General features: G+C 40.1%; 14 protein-coding genes. 7 read left to right on the top strand and 7 right to left on the bottom strand.

Annotated elements, in window-relative coordinates; genetic code table 11:
• Positions 1 to 420 precede the first annotated feature (420 nt).
• Both V7K56_RS02185 and V7K56_RS02180 read left to right on the top strand, forming a co-directional pair.
• The gene (locus V7K56_RS02185; protein WP_334907164.1) at positions 421 to 2,010 is read left to right on the top strand and encodes an FAD-dependent oxidoreductase; all 1,590 of its coding nucleotides are present in this window, start codon (positions 421 to 423) and stop codon (positions 2,008 to 2,010) included.
• Between the two features lie 342 nt (positions 2,011 to 2,352).
• The gene (locus tag V7K56_RS02180) at positions 2,353 to 5,181 is read left to right on the top strand and encodes an ATP-binding protein (RefSeq protein ID WP_334907162.1); all 2,829 of its coding nucleotides are present in this window, start codon (positions 2,353 to 2,355) and stop codon (positions 5,179 to 5,181) included.
• Between the two features lie 490 nt (positions 5,182 to 5,671).
• Here the strand turns inward: V7K56_RS02180 and V7K56_RS02175 are convergent, their stop codons facing one another.
• From V7K56_RS02175 to V7K56_RS02165, 3 genes are all read right to left on the bottom strand, one after another.
• On the bottom strand, positions 5,672 to 6,538 hold the full coding sequence (locus V7K56_RS02175) for an alpha/beta fold hydrolase (protein WP_334907160.1): 867 nt from the start codon (positions 6,536 to 6,538) through the stop codon (positions 5,672 to 5,674).
• Positions 6,539 to 6,669: 131 nt separating this feature from the next.
• Positions 6,670 to 8,238 carry a sodium:solute symporter family transporter gene (locus V7K56_RS02170; protein ID WP_334907158.1) on the bottom strand — a complete coding sequence of 523 codons (1,569 nt, stop codon included), beginning with the start codon at positions 8,236 to 8,238 and terminating at the stop codon, positions 6,670 to 6,672.
• A 249-nt stretch (positions 8,239 to 8,487) separates the two neighbouring features.
• A complete protein-coding gene (locus tag V7K56_RS02165; RefSeq protein ID WP_334907156.1) occupies positions 8,488 to 8,763 on the bottom strand; it encodes a DUF485 domain-containing protein in 276 nt (91 codons plus the stop codon).
• 472 nt (positions 8,764 to 9,235) lie between these two features.
• Here V7K56_RS02165 and V7K56_RS02160 point away from each other — a divergent pair, with 472 nt between their 5' ends.
• Entirely contained in the window at positions 9,236 to 9,550 is a 315-nt protein-coding gene (locus tag V7K56_RS02160; protein ID WP_334907154.1) for a hypothetical protein, read from the top strand.
• A 31-nt stretch (positions 9,551 to 9,581) separates the two neighbouring features.
• Here V7K56_RS02160 and V7K56_RS02155 read toward each other — a convergent pair whose 3' ends face one another.
• The 4 genes from V7K56_RS02155 to V7K56_RS02140 all read right to left on the bottom strand — a co-directional run bounded on the left by V7K56_RS02155 (position 9,582) and on the right by V7K56_RS02140 (position 15,615).
• Positions 9,582 to 10,973: a hypothetical protein gene (locus V7K56_RS02155; protein WP_334907152.1), complete on the bottom strand. Its 1,392-nt coding sequence runs from the start codon at positions 10,971 to 10,973 to the stop codon at positions 9,582 to 9,584.
• Positions 10,974 to 11,380: 407 nt separating this feature from the next.
• Entirely contained in the window at positions 11,381 to 13,051 is a 1,671-nt protein-coding gene (locus tag V7K56_RS02150; protein WP_334907150.1) for a phosphatidylglycerol lysyltransferase domain-containing protein, read from the bottom strand.
• A 125-nt stretch (positions 13,052 to 13,176) separates the two neighbouring features.
• Positions 13,177 to 14,076, bottom strand: a complete 900-nt coding sequence (locus V7K56_RS02145) for an alpha/beta hydrolase (protein ID WP_334907148.1) — start codon at positions 14,074 to 14,076, stop codon at positions 13,177 to 13,179.
• Between the two features lie 564 nt (positions 14,077 to 14,640).
• Positions 14,641 to 15,615, bottom strand: coding sequence for an alpha/beta hydrolase (locus tag V7K56_RS02140; protein WP_334907146.1), 975 nt, complete (start codon positions 15,613 to 15,615; stop codon positions 14,641 to 14,643).
• Between the two features lie 155 nt (positions 15,616 to 15,770).
• Here V7K56_RS02140 and V7K56_RS02135 point away from each other — a divergent pair, with 155 nt between their 5' ends.
• The 4 genes from V7K56_RS02135 to V7K56_RS02120 all read left to right on the top strand — a co-directional run.
• A complete protein-coding gene (locus V7K56_RS02135; RefSeq protein ID WP_334907144.1) occupies positions 15,771 to 16,712 on the top strand; it encodes a lysylphosphatidylglycerol synthase domain-containing protein in 942 nt (313 codons plus the stop codon).
• 275 nt (positions 16,713 to 16,987) lie between these two features.
• Positions 16,988 to 17,377 carry an agenet domain-containing protein gene (locus V7K56_RS02130; RefSeq protein ID WP_334907142.1) on the top strand — a complete coding sequence of 130 codons (390 nt, stop codon included), beginning with the start codon at positions 16,988 to 16,990 and terminating at the stop codon, positions 17,375 to 17,377.
• A gap of 175 nt (positions 17,378 to 17,552) precedes the next feature.
• Entirely contained in the window at positions 17,553 to 17,993 is a 441-nt protein-coding gene (locus V7K56_RS02125) for a hypothetical protein (RefSeq protein WP_334907140.1), read from the top strand.
• A 60-nt stretch (positions 17,994 to 18,053) separates the two neighbouring features.
• On the top strand, positions 18,054 to 19,586 hold a 1,533-nt coding region (locus tag V7K56_RS02120), incomplete at its 3' end, for a tetratricopeptide repeat protein (protein WP_334907138.1).

Genomic DNA, 19,586 nt, shown 5'->3' with positions numbered 1-19,586 from the left:
CCTTTTATCCTTGAACTTGCACCTTTTATCCTCGAACTTGCACCTTTTATCCTCGAACTTGCACCTTTTATCCTCGAACTTGCACCTTTTATCCTCGAACTTGCACCTTTTATCCTCGAACTTGCACCTTTGAACATTAATTGTCGAGTTCAAAAGGCGTAGACGTATCTCGCACTTCTCTACGAGACGCTCCGCGTAGCTTGCTTCCACGAAATGGTAGGGCAAGCTCAGTGACCATCAAAGACATCGCTTTGTCTTTTTTGAGAATTGGCCAATGGTGATCGCCAAATTATTTGCTGTAATCTTGAATGGGATAACAATGTAGGTGTGCGATCGCTTTATCTCTGAACTCGAAGCTTGCACCTTTTTACACGAACTGCCGAATTACCCAGCTTCTATCTAAAATTCCTGTGTATAAATATGCCAAAAACTAAATCAAGTTATCATACAGATACAAACACATCAACCAAAGCTGATACCTTAGCTGCATCTGTTGTCTCCTCTTCTGCTCCTGAGCAAATCTACGATGTTTTAGTGGTTGGCGCTGGCCCAATTGGGTTAGCAACTGCTATTGGCTTACGTAAACGTGGTATTGAAAATGTCCTTGTTGTTGATCAAACTCGCGCCTTTCGTGAAGTTGGACAAACATTGGATCTTCTCCCCAATGGATTACAAGCTCTTAAACATTTAGATCCTAACGCTTACGAAGAAGTCAAAAAAATTGGATTTGATTTCTTGAATCCCAAGCAGTCTAATGTCCAGAAAACTGTCGAAACTACTCAAGAGCAACAACCTCTAAAGACTTCACCCCAATGGGTTTCTAAAAATTTACAGGGGCAGATAATTCGGTCAACCTCGCTTAGTTTCGATGACTGGTTTAAAGATTATGGCGAGGGTCGAGTGTCAGTTTCTTGGTACAATTTGCAGACAACCCTCAGACACCTACTTCCCCAAGACCGAGTTAAAGCTAATCACCGTTGTATTAATGTTGTGAATGAGCCGGAAAAAGGTTGTGTCCGGATAGATTGTGTAGGTGACACAGGAATAGAAGCCAACCCCTATGCGTTTTGGACAGATGACCAAAAACATAATGACACCCAGTCCCAAAACTCAGATGTTACCCTCCAACAATCAGCAACAAAATCGATTAGAGCTAAACTAATTGTTGCAGCAGACGGGATTAATTCTACAGTTCGTAGGCTACTTTACACAGATACTCAATACCATGATTTTGCCCAACCTGAATACTCTGGCTTTGCAGCTATATTTTGTAGGGAAATAGCTGAGATAGCAAAGGAACTGTGGACGAAACTAGAAGATTTCTTTCAAGACTCAACAATTGTAACTGTCACTAATGATGAAATATCTGGAAATTCTGTTTATATAAATAACACCAGGATAATTTTATTTCATAGACCAACTGGTGAACTAGGGTACATAATACATCTTGCTTTGCCTTTAGACTCGTTGCAAGGAAAGTCTGAAAGTTCTTTAATTGACTTAGCTTTCCAGGAGTTGGAGAAGGCAGGCTTTCCTGATGCACTTAAGCAATTAGTACGTATATCTCCTCCTACCAAGATACAGCAGCGTCCATACTACCTTCATCGCGCTACCATTTCGGATTCTCTACGAGTTTCTAATCCAACAGACCTCAATACTGAAGATGATCCTGCCAAAATTCCACCACCTTGGAGTGTAGGGCGAATCGTATTAGTTGGCGATGCCGCACATGGAATGCCTCCCTTCATCGGTCAAGGAGCTAATCAAGGATTTGAAGATGCGCTAGTAGTTACAACACTCATCACTAAAATTGCCGAGGAGAACAACTGGGACGATCTGCAAACTATAGCCAAAGCCTTCGAGAAATATGAGTGTCTTCGTCGCCCATTGATGGTATACGTCCAACAGGCAACATTAAAACGCTCACCCCACTTGTCAGACAAAGAGTCGCAAGAATACGCCCAACAGGTGTATCGCCGCAATTTAGAGCAAGTAATAGAGGCGCTGTAGTTTATCGGCTTTAATCTTCATCATTCAAGTTCTAAACTCGATCGATTAACCTGCGGACATCTACCATTTCATACTATTTTCGCACTCAATTTGGTAACGGTGATCATTCAAGCGCTTAGGTTTTTAGTCCGCGCAGGCGGACTTCGTTTTTGTAGCCGCGACTTCAGTCGTTAGATACTTTTGCAAGAAGTCTAATGCTTGTGTTGTGAAGGTAATTTTCTCTGGTGATATGCTCAACATCTAAGTATGATTCTGAGCAGAAAATTTTTGTTCAGAACATTTAGGAGATGGGAACTCTAGGTAATAAGCTTAATTACAGTATCCCATCGAACACTGCTAATCATGGCCGATTTTGCTCATTCCACATTGGGCCAATCTTCTTACCCTCGCTTGACTAGAAGCCTGAGTGCTGTTGAAAGTTGGGGCTTTGGTTTGACAGCTCATATTTCTTGGACAGCATTAGTTCCAGCAATTCATGCTGCTCTCGGTTCTCAAGCTATTTTTGTCTGGATACCTGCGGTGATTTTGGGAATGCTGCTCAACTATCAGGTAAAACGCTTAGGTTTGCATTTCATAAATGTAGCTGGAGGAACACCTAACTATGCTACCAAGCTACTGCAACACTACCCAGGACTAGCTCGCTATGCAGCAATTGGATATCTCCTCAATTGGGTTTCCTACCTTTCAGTGAATACAATCGTACTCAGAGATTTAATTAAAGTAAATTTAGAGACGTTGGGTATTACCTGTCCAGACATATTTCTGGATATTAGCTTTACACTGTTGCCCTTTATTGTGGCGTTTAGTGGGACTCGCGCTCTGAGTATTTTACATTTGTTTTTTATAATTCCAGCCTTTGCACTGCTAATGACCTTCTGCGTTCAAGGTCTTAGCTGGTTAACATTTTCTCCCGTTAGTCCTGGGTTTTTTCCTAGCAGTTGGTCATCTTTGAGCTTCGTGGATTGGGCAAAGTGGTTCTTTTTCGTCACTTATGCAACCTACAGCTGTGAAACGGCTTCTTCTTTTGTCGCCGATAGTCGCTATCCCACCCAGACGCTACGTTTTCTAGACGTTGCCGCCTGGATGATGCCACCCATCTTTTTGGGAGGGTCTTGGGTAGTGATGCGGTTAGCAACAAATCCCAACCTTAAAGACAATGCTTTTCTGAATCTGGTGGCAGCTTCCCGGCCCTTTTGGGGAAGATTCGCTGGTGTAAGTGTTTCTTTTTTACTAGTAGCTGCTTGTCTGCTAGGTTCGGCGACGGTGGTTTCTAATTGTCCGCGAATTTTGTATCAACTGGCGTTAGATAACCACATTTCACCAGTATTTTCCGTTGTCTCGCGTCGGGGTGTGTTTGTCCCAGCATTGACATTAACACTGGTGTTGTGCCTAATTTATCTGATTTGGGGAGATGTGGCGCGAATCGTCGCTGTTGGTAACATCGGTTGGTTTGTCTCCTTTATGTTACTGCATTTGGGGCTTTGGCTGCGGCGCGATCGCCCGGAAATTTTGTTTCCTCGCATATCTCTGGCTATTCTGGTGTTAGAAGTTGTAGTGCTGTTGGTGGGCGGATTTGCCTGGGGTTGGCTCAACTTATTGATTGGGCTATTATTTCCCATTGGTGTTATAGGAATAGATGCGGTAATTCGCCGTGTGAACTTCCCTGCTTTCCATCCTGATTGGTGGATGCGGCGATATCGCACTCGCCCTGTAGTAATTATCAAAGACTCAGTAATTCTTCAGGTGAGCATCCTGATTTTTTTACTGTGCAGCGCTGTGGCAGTTGGCTGGTTATTTGGTGTCAAACTTAATAAAGTGGCAACTGCGGGCGGTGAGAATATATTTGTGGTGCTACTAATGAGCGTCGCATTTGTGGGAGTAGCGATCGCTTGTTGGACAAGTTTACCGCAAGTGGTAGCGATCGCAGAAGCAAGAGTTGCTGCCGAACACCTATTTACTGTCGCCCAAGATGGTATTTTAGTTGTAGACGATCGAGGCATTATTCGGCAAGCTAACCCAGCTACTGAATCATTTTTTGGTGTCAACCCATCTGAGTTGCGAGGAAATCACCTCAACAAATGGCTACCTGCATTAGTCTACTATCCAGAGCAGTGGACAAAGCGTAGCGAACAAATTTTAATTGGTAATGGGAAAAACAGGACTCTGGAAGTTTCCATCTCAGATAGACCCCATCTGGATTTTCAGGAATATGTTGTGATTCTCCACGACATTACCCAGCGCAAACAAGCAGAGCAGATATTGCGGTACTCAGAAGCACAATTGCGCCAAGAGGCAAAGCAGCTAATATCTCAACTAGTGCATAGTGAAAAAATGTCGAGTTTAGGGCAGTTAGTAGCAGGTGTAGCGCACGAAATCAACAACCCAGTCAACTTTATTTCTGGCAATATCACCTATGCCAATCAATATATCCAAGATTTATTAAGATTGCTGCAATTATACCAGAAAAACTATCCTAATCCAGCAAAGGAAATTCAACAAGAAACAGAAGTGATCGACTTAGATTTTCTGATTGCAGACTTGCCCAACTTGCTAACTTCTATGACAGTTGGTGCGGAACGAATCACAGAAATTGTCTTATCTCTGCGAAACTTTTCTCGGTTAGATGACGCAGAGATGAAAGCTGTGAATATCCATGAGGGTATAGATAATACATTGATGATTTTGGAACATCGCCTCAAACCTAAATCTAACAATCTAGCAATTGAGGTGATTAAAGAATACAGCGACTTGCCATTAGTAGAATGTTATGCTGGACAACTGAATCAAGTATTTATGAATCTTCTCGCAAATGCGATCGATGCTTTAGAAGAGTCATTAATCATTAGTCATTCGTCGTTTGCAACTGGCATAGACGCGCCAGCGGCTTCCCGTAGGGTAGGACAAATTCGCATTCACACTCAACTCACTAACCAAAAGCAAGTAGTTATTTGCATTAGCGACAATGGTTTGGGTATTCCAGAAGATGTACAAAAACGTTTATTTGAACCATTCTTTACTACTAAACCAATTGGTAAAGGTACTGGATTAGGTTTATCTATTAGTTACCAGATTATCACTCAAAAACATCGGGGAAAATTACAATGTATTTCTACTCCTGGCCAGGGGACAGAATTTGTAATTGTAATTCCGTTAAACCAGCAAACTTTCTAATTGTTAACATTATCTTACATGGTTAAATTTTTAACCGAAGTAAAATGACTAACTTTGGTCAAAAGAGGAAAAGCCGCTGCTTAAAATTAGTAATGGTAATATAGCTTATACTAATCGACTGCAAAAATTGCCACCAGAACATAAACTAATTTTTGCATTTACTACTGTTGCTATTTCCTTTGGATACAATGCTTCTATAAATAATTCAAAAATTCAATCATTTCATACAATGAATGATAAGTATATACAATCTGGCTGTTTGTGATTTTCCACAAAACTTGTTTATAGTTGGATATCACTTCTACTGAGATTGGTAAGCTATTTTTCTTTTGATTAACTTGGAAGCCTGCACGTTTTAAAACACGAATAGTCCATGTTGCTGTAATACCCTCACCTATCACATTAATTTCTCCCTTATGGGATGTATAGAGATGAAATTCCCTTAAGAGACTAAGCAGATTTAAAAACGTACCTCATCAGGTCGGGACCGCTATAGACCTTTGCTATGCAGCCAACTAATAAACAAGTCAGCAATAGCTAAGTTACCGTGTTCAAGCATTTGCATATGACCATGACCGGGGAGTCCAACTTCAGGAAGCCAAATAAAATCACCCCGAAAGTATTTTGCAGTTTCTGCATCTACCTCACGAGGATGGCGCGGGTCTTGGTCGCCTGTAATCACACATATGGGAATATCAAATAGTACCTGGGGGTGGCAAATATAAAGCCCTTGTCCTTCAACATTTCTAAGTTCGTTGCTAATCCGCGCACTCTCAGCAACCAAACTGCAAAAGTAATTCTCAAAATTCTCTTGCGGAAAAGTATTTGAGTTAGTGAAGTATTTCTTAGTATCTTCACGCGACTGAATACGTGGACGGTCTTCGGGAAAAGCCTCGTGAGAGTTTTTTTTTGTGGTCGCTGGTAATAGATCGGCTGGTGGACTTGGTGCAATGCCTACAATAGCTTTAACAAGTTTGGGATGAGTTTTTGCTGTCTGCCAACCAACAACACCAGACATACTGTGGGTAAGAATAACAGCCGGGCCAATCTGTTCGAGTAGCGCGACAGTAGCATTGATTATCCTCTGATATGACATCAGGGGGAAGTCTGGCACAAAGCCCGATCGACCATGCCCTGGCAAGTCAACAATATAGGTTGAATAGCCAAGTTTTGCCAGATATACTGCCCAACCTTGGCGATTATCGGGTGTTTTAACAAAGCAAGTACCTGTATGAAAAGCACCATGTAAAAGCACAATAGGAACTGAATTTTGGTTTGGTCTGGGTTGGTAATATTGAACGTACATTTGGTACGGAATATCACCAACAAAAAATTCTGTTTCAGTGTATGAATTCATTTGAAGAAAAGACTTAAATCTTTACGGCAATGTTAATCGTTCACTTGCGACAAAAAACCATCAATTGAACTACTGACAGTAATTCTGAGCGGCGGCTTTCGCCGCTTAGACTTGTTTATGCTTTGACAAAATCACATTCCAGAACCAATGTGAATGCGATCCTCAACTTCCGCAAATTTTTCCTGTGCCAGCTGTTCAGTACTTAATAGTGAAACGACAATCGCTACAATAAACGCCAGTGGGATACTGATTAATCCAGGATTTTTTAGAGGAAAGGGTGCAGAAGCGTGCTTGAGAATCGTTACTTGAATAGTAGGTGACAAATAAATCAGCACTAAAGAGGAGACAGTACCTACTAACATACTCGCAACTGCACCATTAGTAGTGAAACGTCGCCAAAGCATGGATAAGAGTAACGCTGGGAAGTTTGCACTCGCAGCGATCGCAAATGCTAAACCTACCATATAAGCTACGTTTTGCCCTTTAAACAAGATACCCAAAAATATTGCCACTAAGCCCAAAAGCATTGTTGCACCACGAGCCACCTTCAATTGTTCTGACTCGTCAGCATGACCCGATCGCACCACGTTCACCCACAAATCGTGGGACAATGCAGCTGCACCTGAGAGTGTCAACCCAGCGACAACTGCCAAAATCGTTGCAAAAGAAACAGCAGCGATAAAACCTAATAAAGCATCACCACCGAGAAATTCTGCCAACATTGGCGCAGCCATATTACCACCAGTACCAATTTTCTCAATGGCATCTTTACCTACCAGCACCATCGCTCCAAAGCCCAGGATAAAGGTAAGGAGATAAAAAACGCCAATAATAGCTGTGGCGTAAGTAACAGAGAGCCGCGCTGCTTTAGCGTCGGGTACTGTGTAGAAACGCATTAGGATGTGGGGTAATCCAGCAGTGCCGAACATCAACGACATCCCTAAAGAGATAGCATCAAAGGGGTTAGAAACCAGTTTGCCTGGAGCTAATACACCTGTATACTTTTGGGATGCAGCAGCGAAAAGAGCGATCGGGTTAAAGCCAAATTGTGCCAGTACCAAGATAGCTAGTAAGACAGTTCCGCCAAGCAACAAAACTGCTTTGATAATTTGTACCCAAGTGGTGGCAATCATCCCGCCAAAAATCACATAAGCCATCATCACGCAACCGACGATGACCACAGCTAATTCATAATCAAAGCCAAACAGCAGTTTGATTAGCTCCCCAGCACCTACCATCTGGGCAATTAAGTAAAAGCTAATTACTACCAGCGTTCCAATTGCAGATACGATACGTACAGGTTTTTGCTGCAAGCGATAAGCCACGACATCAGCAAAAGTATATTTACCTAAGTTTCGCAGTGGTTCGGCAATTAGGAACATGACAATCGGCCAGCCTACTAAGAAGCCGATAGAATAAATTAAGCCGTCAAAGCCGTTGAGTGCCACCAGCCCAGCGATACCTAAAAAGCTAGCCGCACTCATGAAGTCTCCTGCTAGGGCCAACCCATTTTGGAAACCGCTGATATTACCGCCAGCTGTATAGAATTGAGCCGTATTTTTGGTGAGCTTCGCTGCCCAATAGGTAATGCCTAAAGAACTGGCAACAAACAGAAAAAAGAAAGCGATCGCCAATGCATTAAACTGACCAAGACTGGTAATATCCGCCGCTAGTGGCAGATCGAACCATACACTATTCATGCTTTTTTTTGGTTTAGTATTTTGAATTTGGGACTAGAAATTGCTAATAGTTATTGGGCATTGGGCATGGAGAAGAGACAAGGTAGACAAGGAAGACGGGGGAGACAAGGAGAGAAGTATGAGCGCCGACTTCCGGCGCTCATAACTTCGGAGAGAGGCTTGTTTAATATTTCCCCTTGTCCCCTTGTCTCCTTTGTCCCCAGTCCTCAGTCCCTACTCCTTAATCTCCCTCATCCCCATACCCAATTTTCACTTGCGTGTTAGCCTTGCGATTTGGTCATCGTAACTGCTATTTGCCCAACGCACGTAGATAAAAATTAGTACCCATGCTGAGACAATTACCAACGCCCCTAACAAAATTCCCAGGCTGAGACCAGGAACTACTAATGACCCCAGCAGCCGCTTATTGAACGCGATTAATAAGATAAAGCCGAAGTAAATAAACATCATGGCTCCACTGAGAATCAGGGATATTCGCCAACGTTCAGCGGCGAGAGCCTGGAGAGCCTTTGTGCGATCGTTCATGTCTTCCTTTAGGTTGAGAAGATTAGGTCAGATTGTCTCATTGAAACTGATTTCTGCGTAATTTTCTTAAAGATTGTTAGTAAATCTATAGCTATATCAGGTAATAAAATTAACTTTGCAAAGTGATATATCAAAATAATAAGACAATAGCGACTCTATTTTGAGTCAGAGAAACATAAAACTATAGATGCAGTTAGATACAAATAAAGCTGATCTATCTGTGATTTGTAATTTTATTTATTTTAAGTGTGTTTTTATATTGAAAAACTTTTCTTTAGTTTTTCAATATAAAAAATTTTTATATACTAAAAATTAAAATAAATACGTATTTATTACCAGGTTTAAAAATTCTTAAAGTGTTATGAGATGTTTTTTTGAGCTGTCAAATCAACTGAGATTAATAAAAGTAGTAAATTTTGATTTCTAAAATATACCAGTGCAACCAGTAGTTTTTCAATCTGTGCTAGGAAACTTGGGAACTGAAAAAGATAATTTTATATCTTGTTGGAATCAAGAGCGATCGCCGTTTACCTCTTCCATTGATTTATTGATGAGATTATTGATTATTGGAAGCTTTAGTTCTGTGGGAATTGTAGGTTATCCTTCCTTTATAGAGCGCTATTTGCAAATCATTAATAAAAAATTAAAAGTAATTTACTACAGTCTTGTTTTGTTTCTGTCTTTACAGATTATAAGCGGTGTTATTGTTTTGAGATCATCACCCACAAATTCAATTACTTCTGCAATTAGTCCAAGCTCTAACTGTAGTTTAGGAAACTTCTCATGATGGGCAATTACCTATGTAAAAGCTATATAATCTAATTATTTATACTGGTAGAAAGAACTTTACTGTAATATTCAGTTTTTGCATAGATGCTAATAATACTATCACAAACTGCAAAAAAAGTACCTTTTTGCTCATCTTTAGAAAATTGCAAATTTGGGTATTTCGCGGCAGCCTCGTCAGCAGTCATGGCTTTTGCTTCGATTTCATTTGGTAATAGTCCAGTAGAACCAATGTAAAATACTAAAGGAGATATTTTATCTTGGTAGATATTTTCTGCATATTCTTCTAACTTGTTATTTGTCACCGTTAAAGCTGCAACCATTTCTTCTTTGCCGATCTGCTTCCCATCATGTTTATCCTGCAATAACTGTGCTAAACTATCAGCACCAACTTTCTTAAGAATATCTCCAACAATACCATTTTGCTCAAGCCCAAGAAAATTCTCAAAAATTGGTTTCATCAACTCGTCAACTTTTGTAATCTTGGTGCGTGAGGACAATAACCTATGCCTAACACCAAGATTTTGATTAAATACCATCTCAAAACTCGGCTTAATGATAATTTCTCCAGTTTTTTTGTCATAAAGACGATACATTTTATTGAGAAACTTGTTAGCAGAAGGTAACTTACTCAGGTTCAGAATATCTTGACTGCCGACATCGATTTTATAGCTTAATTTTGATTCAAGAGTGCCATTAGCTAAAGCTTCGTTGATATCAGTGTATTCGTTAGTTGTAGGAAAGTTGATGTAAATATTTTTAGACAGATAGTACTTTTTAAACTCATCTAATTGTGTCTCAATAAATACATCTGACTCTTTTTTCAAGTGAGCGCAAATAATACTAGTCAGTACTTTAATTTCTGCTAGTTCATTGAATAGTCCATTAATACTGCTGTAACTACTATTAGCCGCTACAAGTGGCAAGTTATTTAACTGAATCGTATGTTCTGCTTGAAAGTCAAATTTTTCTGCATTCAGTATGCCTTTTTCTTTGAGTAAGTCAAAAACTTTTTTACTGCTAATTTTGACTTGTAATGAATTTACGTTGATTTTGCCGTCACTTACAATTGTGTAATTATTAAAGGTGTTGAGGTCATTTACTAATAACCCTGCTACTTCAATGGTAGGAGTTTGGTCTTCAAATTTAGCAAGTTTAACTCTACGTTTGACAAGCATATTGATAGTAGCAGTATTGCGGTTAAACTGAAATTCGCCCATACCAACATAATCAGCATCATCCATATATTCTGTTATCAACCAAGGTTGGAGCAGTTCTCCATTTTCGTTTCTAACACCTCTAATACGTTTAATACCTGTTCTTTGATAATGTTCTTGTAAGTGCTTAAGATTGACTATAAGATGATTGCGGTATTGTGCAAAAATTTGGATTAGTTCTACTAGAGAAATCTGATTCTTTGTCATATTGCTACCTTCCATTTAAAGGTTAAAAATCGTTTCAAACCACTGTTACTAAAATCTATTACTTTGACAAAATAATCTGTTATAACCGTGTAAAGGTGAAAGTAAATAGACAATAATTTGATTGCGAAACTTTATAAACAGTTTCGTAAATTTGTGATAATCAAAGGTTTAAGTTTAAACGCATAGGCGCTTTGCCTTCCCGCAAAGTAGGAGCACAAAGTTTGACTACGAACTTAGGCAAAGCTATATTTTGCGTTGCATACTTACCGGATATTCATTTTTATAGTACAATTGTATCATATAAATGTCCAGTTGTGTAGGCATCGCTTGATATATCTGTTCCTAATCGGCTAAAATATCCAATTCAGGAGAACAGCAAGGAACCAGCACGTTATTTTTTCGCACATTTAGGCTCCGGGTTTGAAATAATCGAAGAGGCGATCGCCTGAATCTGCGCGAATTAATGCTACAACTACATCTGGTAAGGTGGCTAAACTGGGGTAAACGAAATAACGCGGTTCCCAACGGGGACGGAACTTCTCTTTATAGGCGTGCAATCCTTGGAAATTGTAGAAGCGATTTAAATGATCGTAAAGATAGTGCAATACTTTTTCCAAGCGGCGCGATTCCGGGTTGTCTCCAACTCCAGCAAGGGCAGAAAGGCCAAAATTAAAGCTGTCGTAACCACCCTCTTTGAAATGCTGGAGTAGGGAAATAAATAGAAAGTCCATTGTGCCATTTTCAAGAGATGAGCGGTGTCGCATCATGTCAATAGTCGCTTCGTTAAGTTGGTACTCCCGGATAATGTTGGCAAAAGCGCTAATCTGACCTTCGGGATTATATACCACAGCAATCTCGCACTCTTGCAGGTAAGCTTCGTCAAACCAACCCAAAGAAAATTGTTTTTCTGAACCTTGGGCCATTTTCAACCATTCATCACTCACAGATTTGAGCCGATGCAATAAATCATTGGTGATGGGTGGTTGGTGAAAGTCGATTTGGTATCCTAGCTTAGTTAAACGACTGATTGATGGTCTAAAGTTTTTACCAGCTTTACCTTGTAATGTAAAACTTTTCAGGTCAACGATCGCTTCCTCTCCAATCTTGAGTACCTTATACCCTAACGATTTGTAAAGCTCAACATCATCAGGCATAGTTTGGTAAAAGCCAGGATACCAGTCATTACGCTGGCAAAACTGCTGGAAAGCAATAATTGTCTCTTTGCGGTCTTCAATGGGGCCAATGGGATCTCCCAAGGCGATCGCGCCCCGTCCTTTGGGAACATAAGCAATTACACTATTACCTGAAGGACTGAAATAATAACTTTTATCATTTAAGAGTGTCAGCGCTGCTAAAGAAGAACATCCATATTGCTCGACAATTTCTTTAGCTCTTTGTCGCTCATTTGTAGTTGCTAAATTCCGCCAAAACACAGGTTGCAACAGCATTACCATTGCATAAGTAATAGTACTTGCGGCAATAATATAGATAGAATTAGCAAAAAAATCTCCAAATCGAGTCTTTGGTTGCAGTCCCCAATTATCCTCAGTGAAGAACATCGCCAATGTCTGAACTATCGCTTCCCGCCAATTAAAATTCTCTGAAAATTTGCCATCTAACAAATAAAATCCAATAGTTCCGTATGCCAGGGTAAATAATAAAGCGCCTATCAGTACTCTAACTCCCCGTGCAATGGAAGGACGGTCTGATTGTGCCGTGAAAAAATGGCGCATCAAAATTAATTGGACTAGCAAAACTCCAGAGAGTAAACTTTCTTCATAGTCCAGTCCCTTTAGCAAGTGGCTGCAAATAGAAATTACTAGTAGAGCAATGGTTAGTAACCAAGCTATTCTTTTTCGGCGTAATAAATTAGTAGCAAGTGTTAGTAAAATAAACCCAGTTAATGCTGCAAATATATGACCACTAGCACGAACATCAAATGGTAAAAGTTCCTTTAACCACTGATTTCGTCCATACAGGTTAGGTGTCACGGCTGATAATAAATTTACTACTCCGACTAAACCTGTTAGGAAAGCTGCACTCCAAAGTCCAATCTGAGTTTTTAAATTATTAGTCATTTGTCATTTGTTATTAGTCATTTGTCATTCGTTTTGGAGTTAAAACTCTTAACTCCTGCACAAACACGATTAATGAGCCAGCGCGTTGCGGGGGTTCCCCCCGTTGTAGCGACTGGCGTCGCGTCCTACTTTAACTTTTTAAATTGTTCTCCAACATAGGATAGTGAATCTTTAAGATGTTTGTGAAAATAGTTCCAGCCTATATCTGCACCAGACAAACCATGACCTCCAGGAAATGCATAAAATACGTGAGCAATACCTAATTTATTTAAGGTTTCGTTGAAAGCTTTGGTAGAAGCTAGCAAATTAGTATCGTTCACACCCGCATCTAAATAAACACGCAATCGCTTCCTATCTTGAACTGGTAGCTGTTGTACAATTTCTTGAGGACTATTTTGTGAGCCGCTGTCATCAGTAAAGTAACCGCTATGACTAAACAAAATCTGAAAGTTGTTGAGATAGCGCAATCCGATATTAAATGCACCCCATCCTCCAGAAGATAGACCTCCTAACGCCCAAAATTGGGGTTCTTTTAAAGTACGGTAGCGCGACTTGACAACTTGTACTAATTCTGAACCAATCAAAGTCCCCACTTTGCCATTCGGCCCATCAAAGTAATCGGGGTCGTATAAAGGACTAGAACCGCGATTATCATTACCATCAGGTGTAATCACAATCGATGGCGGTAATTTTCCACTTTGATAAAGTTGATGCAATACGTCTAAAAGTGCGTATTTATCAGCATAAGCACGAGCATCATCATGACCTCCGTGTAGTAAGAATATCACAGGGTAGCGCTTTTGCGGATTTTTGCTATAACTAGGGGGCAAAATTACTCCATAGTTACGGACTGCACCCATTGCTTGGGAGTTAAAAGTTGCTAATTGAAATTTTAGCCCAGCAGTTACCTCTTCTTTAGGTGGGTCTAGTTGTGGCGCACCTAAGATGAATACATAATAATAACCAGCGCCAGTAAGGAGTGCGATCGCTCCTGCCAAGCTAATTAATAATTTATTAATTTTCATATTCTTTATATTATTTTAACTTTTAAAAAAAATCACCTCCATTAGAATTTACTATAATTAATCTTTGGAAAAATGGCAGTATAATTTTTCACCTTGACTTCTAAATATCAACTGGTGGGCAAGATAGTATTATTTCAACTCGTGGTCTGTCAAGTTGAAATTGATAGGCAAGTAAGTTCATAGTAAAGACTTTAGTCCTTAATTTTCTAAGCACTTAAGTTTTTACTACAAACTTGTCATTACTATAGCAGTCCTAAAACATTTGTGAAATATTTTTGGGGTTGGTCGTCATAAGTCATTAGTCATTTGTCGTTTATAATCACAAATCGACTAATGACACGCCGACAGATGACCGCAGGGTAGAACAAATGACTAAGGGACTTGCAACTAAAAAAATACCCACCGCTTTGGTGAGTTGGGGAAGCAGGGGAGAAAGAATCTAACGCTCGTCTTCGCTCATTGTCATTGAATAATTTAATTTTTGGAAGTTACCAAGGACGACCATAACAAAAATTTTCACAATTTTATCAGAATTGCTATAGCTTGACAAAGCATTAGAGATTTTCAATTATTTTTAGCATTTTTATTCTGATTAATACTTAAGTTTCTCTTAGCCATATTTGCTGTTTCGGAAGCTCGAAATTGTTCGCCGACAAATGTCAATGAATTTGCTAAATGTTGCCGCCAGTATTTCCAAGTGTGACTGCCAGGAAACTGACGAAATGAATTATAAATTTTCAACTGATTTAGTACTTTACTAAATCGCTCTGCTTCGGCGAGTTCATCAGTATCTGATGTACCCGAATCTAAATATATTTTCAGCTTTTTTTGAGCTTGTGGAGGAATGGTTTTAATGTAAGATATTGGGCTATTCGCTGGGCCGCTTTTATCTTGAAAATAGCCACTATGACTAAATAAAATTGAGAATCGGTCTAAGTTGTGTAATCCTACATTAATTGCTCCCCAACCACCAGAAGATAAACCACCTATCGCCCAAAAATCTGGATTATTTATTGTGCGATAACGGCTTTGTACAACTTTTACTAACTCATCGCCTAAGGCTGTAGAGACTTTACCGTTAGGGCCATCGATATATTCGGGATCTCGGTAGGGACTAGAGCCACGCTTGTCGTTGCCATCTGGTGTAATGATGATGCTGGGTGGCAACTTACCTGTAGTATAAAGTTGTTCTACAGTCTTGAGAGCTTGTCCCTTACTCTGAATAAACCAACTACTGGGATCGCCATGTCCACCGTGAAGGAGAAAGATTACAGGATACCTTTGTTTTAAGTTTTGCTCATAGCCAGGAGGTAAAGAAACGCCATAAGTGCGACTTGCACCCATTACTTTACTATCGTATGTTTCAAATTTATAGGTTAGAGGAGTCGCTAAGTTACTAGACTGGGTTGGAAGAACGGAAGGCGTTGTTTGTAAATCTTGCTGTTGCGGTGGTTTGGCGACGACACCTTGGGATAAATTACAGCCAACTAAGGTTAATACTGAAAATAGCCAGAAAATTTTAGATTGTTTATAGTTCATTTTTGAAGGGCATTGATTAAATAGAGCATTATTGAGTAATTGATGCTTGCCTTCAAAAGCTTATGCAAATGATATGTCGATACTGTGTCAACAGAATGGAAACTTTGCGACTGGTTGTAAATTAAAAGTCAAGAGTTAGGATAAGTTTCTTCATAATGCTTAAAAAGCTGCAACTCAATTTTAGTTCTTTGTTTGGCTTGTTACTGCTGGTGCTTTCTTTGTGGGCGATCGCTCACGAATTGCATGAGTATAATTATCGTGATATACTCAACTCTCTAGCTGCTATTCCCAAAAGTCGCTTAAGTTGGGCAATTTGGCTGACAGCTTTCGGTTATCTAGTGATGATTGGGTACGATATCTTAGGTTTTAACTACATTAATCGTTCCTTAAGTTGGAATAAGATAGCTTTCACTAACTTTATTAGCTCTGCATTTAGTAATACCATCGGTTTTGCCTTGCTAACTGGCAGTGCTATCCGTTATCGATTTTATGCTAGTTGGGGAGTGTCAGCAGTTGTGATCGCTCAAGTAATTGCTTTCGCCAATTTTACTTTTTGGTTGGGGATGTTTGCTGTTGCAGGTTTCTTATTTCTCATCAACCCCTTGAAGATTCCTACTCAATTACATTTACCTTTTGCTACTGTGCGTCCCATCGGCGTAATTTTTCTACTATTAGTTACGGCTTATTTACTAGGAAGTATTTTTATTAAACAACCATTAATAATTCGTAAACATGAATTTCGATTTCCTTCTTTTAAAATATCCCTGGCTCAAATAGCAATTTCTAGTTTTGACTGGATTTTGGCGGCAGCAGTTCTTTATGCTTTACTTCCTAGCAATATATCTTTGTCATATCTGGACTTTTTAGGCATTTATTTACTAGCGATGTTTGCAGGTGTGATTAGTAATGTTCCTGGAGGTTTGGGAGTATTTGAAACTATAATTTTGCTGATTCTTTCCTCAAAAGTTTCAGCGGCGGTAGTTTTGGGTTCAATGTTAGCTTATCGGGGAGTCTATTATTTCTTACCTTTGCTAGTAGCAGCAGGCTTGCTCGGACTTTATGAAATTAGATTTAGAGCCGAAAACTTCCGAAAATGAATCAACTATTAAGTCCAGTTTCAGTAGGAACACTAATAGATCTCCGATTTCTTGAAGAAGTCAGGGATCTAAAAATTTCAAGTAAGTAAAATTGATAGTTACTGCTAATTTTAAATGAGATATATTCACAAATAGCGGTAAAATTTCATAATTTTTGCTGAGGCGATCGCTAAACAAATCCCACAAAAATAGTAACAGTTAGTTGCAAATTTTGAAGTAGATTTCCAGAAATCATCATCAAAATTTGGTTTTACTGTTTGAGGATAGAAATAATCATGAAAAACAAAGTATTGTTTGGTGCCATCTTTATGGCAACTTGGGTAGGAACATTAATACCTAGCGCTTTTGCTGCCTCACCCTGTTCTGTAGGACAAAAGGCTGAGGTTCTTTGGAAGGAAGCATGGTATCCAGCAACGGTACTTAAGGTTAATGATGATAAGTGCTATATTACCTACGATGGTTATGATAGTTCCTGGAATGAATGGGTTGGCACTGCACGCTTTCGCGCATCATTTCAAGCTGGAGATGCAGTGAGAATTTTGTGGAAGGGGAAATGGTATCCAGGGCAGGTTTTAGAAGTTAGTAACGATCTTTATAAAATTACTTATGATGGCTACGATAGCTCTTGGGATGAGTGGGTTGAACCTGCACGGGTAAGCAGATAGAGAATATTTCACTTTTATAAGTTTAAAGGGACGATTTCACTTGTTGGAGTTGTCCCTTAATTTGTTTTATCAAAACAGAATTCAGAAGTCAGGAGTCAGAATGAATTATGTACAACTGGTAAGAGGCTGTTAAACTGAGAGCCATAAGTAAAATCTCTTATATTTTGGGAAACTTATGGAGCCAGTATCATTGACAGCTGCTGCGATCGCAACTTTGGTCATCACCAAAGCTATAGAAAAAACTGTAGAGAAGATAACAGAAAGTACGCTGGACAAGCTAAAACTGCTGCGTCAAAAAATTTGGGATAAGTTCAAAAGTAAGCCGAAAGCACAGGAAGCCTTAACAAAAGCTGAACAAGGTTCTAAAGAAGATTTAAACTTAGTGGCTGCCTACTTGCAAGTGGAGATGGACACCGACACCCAATTTTGTGAAGAAGTTCAAAGCCTTGCTAAAGAAATTAACCAAGAAATTAATATTGGCAAGGTTCAAGGTAAAAATGTCCAGAATGTTTACGGTGGTCAAGGTTTTCAAAGCAATGATAGTAAAGCTCCTACGTTTCAAGGTGTAGACAATAGTCCAATTACTATCAATTACAATAATCATCCCCCTGATTGACTACAGCCGCCCGAACGGGAACGGGTAAAATTAAATCCCTCTACTGAAATACTGCAAAATTTGCCCCTGAGTGGGGTGGTGGAATTTGTCGGACGTGAAGAAGAACTTCAAAACCTCCACCAACTTTTGCAGGATAATAAACAAGTTGCGATCGCAGCTATTGCCGGTATGGGTGGAGTTGGTAAAACAGAACTCGCCTTACAATATGCCATCAAGTACCGCGAAACATACAACGGTGGGCTTTGCTGGTTGCTATCAAAAACTGGGGATGTGGGCATTCAAATTGTGCAATTTGCCAGAACGCAGCTTGATTTAAATCCACCAGAAGATTTTGATTTACTCGCCCAAGTGCAATATTGCTGGCGGCATTGGCGTGAAGGTGATGTGCTGTTAGTTTTGGATGATGTCAGCGACTACGAGCAAGTCAAGCCTTACTTCCAGTCGCTATCTTCTCGGTTTAAAGTGTTGATGACTACGCGCCAGAAGTTGGGACGCATCGCACAGTTATCTTTGGATGTGCTGCAACCAGAAGCAGCGCTGGAGTTATTAAGGTCTTTACTCAAAGAAACACCAGAGCGAATTGAGCGAGAATTAGCTTTAGCAAATCAGTTGTGTGAATGGCTGGGATATTTACCTTTGGGTGTGGAATTAGTGGGGCGCTATCTAGCGCGGAAACAGGATTTATCTCTAACAGAAATGTTGCGGCGGTTGGAGAACAAGCGATTAGATGAGCGTTCTCTCTCTAAATCTAAGTCGGAAGCGGATATGACAGCACAGCGAGGAGTGTTAGCAGCCTTTGAGTTGAGTTGGCAAGAATTAGAAGACGACGAAAAGCAATTGGGTTGTTTATTGAGTTTATTTGCCGTCGCACCTATACCCTGGAAGTTGGTGGAACAGTGTTTACCAGAAGAAGATGCCGAAGATTTAGAAGAAATTAGAGACGATAGCTTGCTGAATCTGCATTTACTCCAGCGCAAAGGTGAGGGAATCTACCAATTGCATCCACTGTTGCGGGAGTTTTTCCAATATGAGCTTACAGGTTTAGAACAGGCAGAGGAATTTAAGCGAAATTTTTGCAAGGTAATGGTAGCAGTTGCTAAAGATATTCCTGACTCGCCTACCCTTCAGCAAATCAACGATGTTACCCCCGCCATAACTCATTTAGCAGAAGTAGCCAACAATCTCATTCAATATATAGGCGATGAAGATTTACCTTGGGTATTCGTTGGCAACGCTCAATTTTACAATGGTCAAGGTTTATATAACCAAGCTTTACCTTGGTATGAGCAGTGTTTAGAAGTCACTAAAAAGCGCTTGGGAGAAGAACATCCATCTGTCGCACTTAGCCTCAACAACCTAGCGGGACTCTACAACTCCCAAGGCAGATACAGCCAAGCCGAACCCATTTACATCCAAGCTTTGGCACTCAGGCGCAAGCTGCTGGGAGAAGAACATCCAGATATCGCAGCTAGCCTCAATAACCTAGCGGGACTCTACGACTCCCAAGGCAGATACAGCCAAGCCGAACCCATTTACATCCAAGCTTTGGCACTCAGGCGCAAGCTGCTGGGAGAAGAACATCCAGATATCGCA

This window comes from Nostoc sp. (genome assembly GCF_036917535.1).
Lineage (GTDB): Bacteria > Cyanobacteriota > Cyanobacteriia > Cyanobacteriales > Nostocaceae > Nostoc.
The sequence above is the reverse complement of the archived record's forward strand: the minus strand, read 5'-3'. Positions and strand labels throughout refer to the sequence as shown.

Coding starts and splice junctions, on each gene's coding strand:
- V7K56_RS02140 (WP_334907146.1), bottom strand. CDS start 15,615: ATGAACTATAAACAATCTAAAATTTTCTGGCTATTTTCAGTATTAACC.
- V7K56_RS02185 (WP_334907164.1), top strand. CDS start 421: ATGCCAAAAACTAAATCAAGTTATCATACAGATACAAACACATCAACC.
- V7K56_RS02130 (WP_334907142.1), top strand. CDS start 16,988: ATGAAAAACAAAGTATTGTTTGGTGCCATCTTTATGGCAACTTGGGTA.
- V7K56_RS02165 (WP_334907156.1), bottom strand. CDS start 8,763: ATGAACGATCGCACAAAGGCTCTCCAGGCTCTCGCCGCTGAACGTTGG.
- V7K56_RS02175 (WP_334907160.1), bottom strand. CDS start 6,538: ATGAATTCATACACTGAAACAGAATTTTTTGTTGGTGATATTCCGTAC.
- V7K56_RS02180 (WP_334907162.1), top strand. CDS start 2,353: ATGGCCGATTTTGCTCATTCCACATTGGGCCAATCTTCTTACCCTCGC.
- V7K56_RS02155 (WP_334907152.1), bottom strand. CDS start 10,973: ATGACAAAGAATCAGATTTCTCTAGTAGAACTAATCCAAATTTTTGCA.
- V7K56_RS02145 (WP_334907148.1), bottom strand. CDS start 14,076: ATGAAAATTAATAAATTATTAATTAGCTTGGCAGGAGCGATCGCACTC.
- V7K56_RS02125 (WP_334907140.1), top strand. CDS start 17,553: ATGGAGCCAGTATCATTGACAGCTGCTGCGATCGCAACTTTGGTCATC.
- V7K56_RS02170 (WP_334907158.1), bottom strand. CDS start 8,238: ATGAATAGTGTATGGTTCGATCTGCCACTAGCGGCGGATATTACCAGT.
- V7K56_RS02150 (WP_334907150.1), bottom strand. CDS start 13,051: ATGACTAATAATTTAAAAACTCAGATTGGACTTTGGAGTGCAGCTTTC.
- V7K56_RS02135 (WP_334907144.1), top strand. CDS start 15,771: ATGCTTAAAAAGCTGCAACTCAATTTTAGTTCTTTGTTTGGCTTGTTA.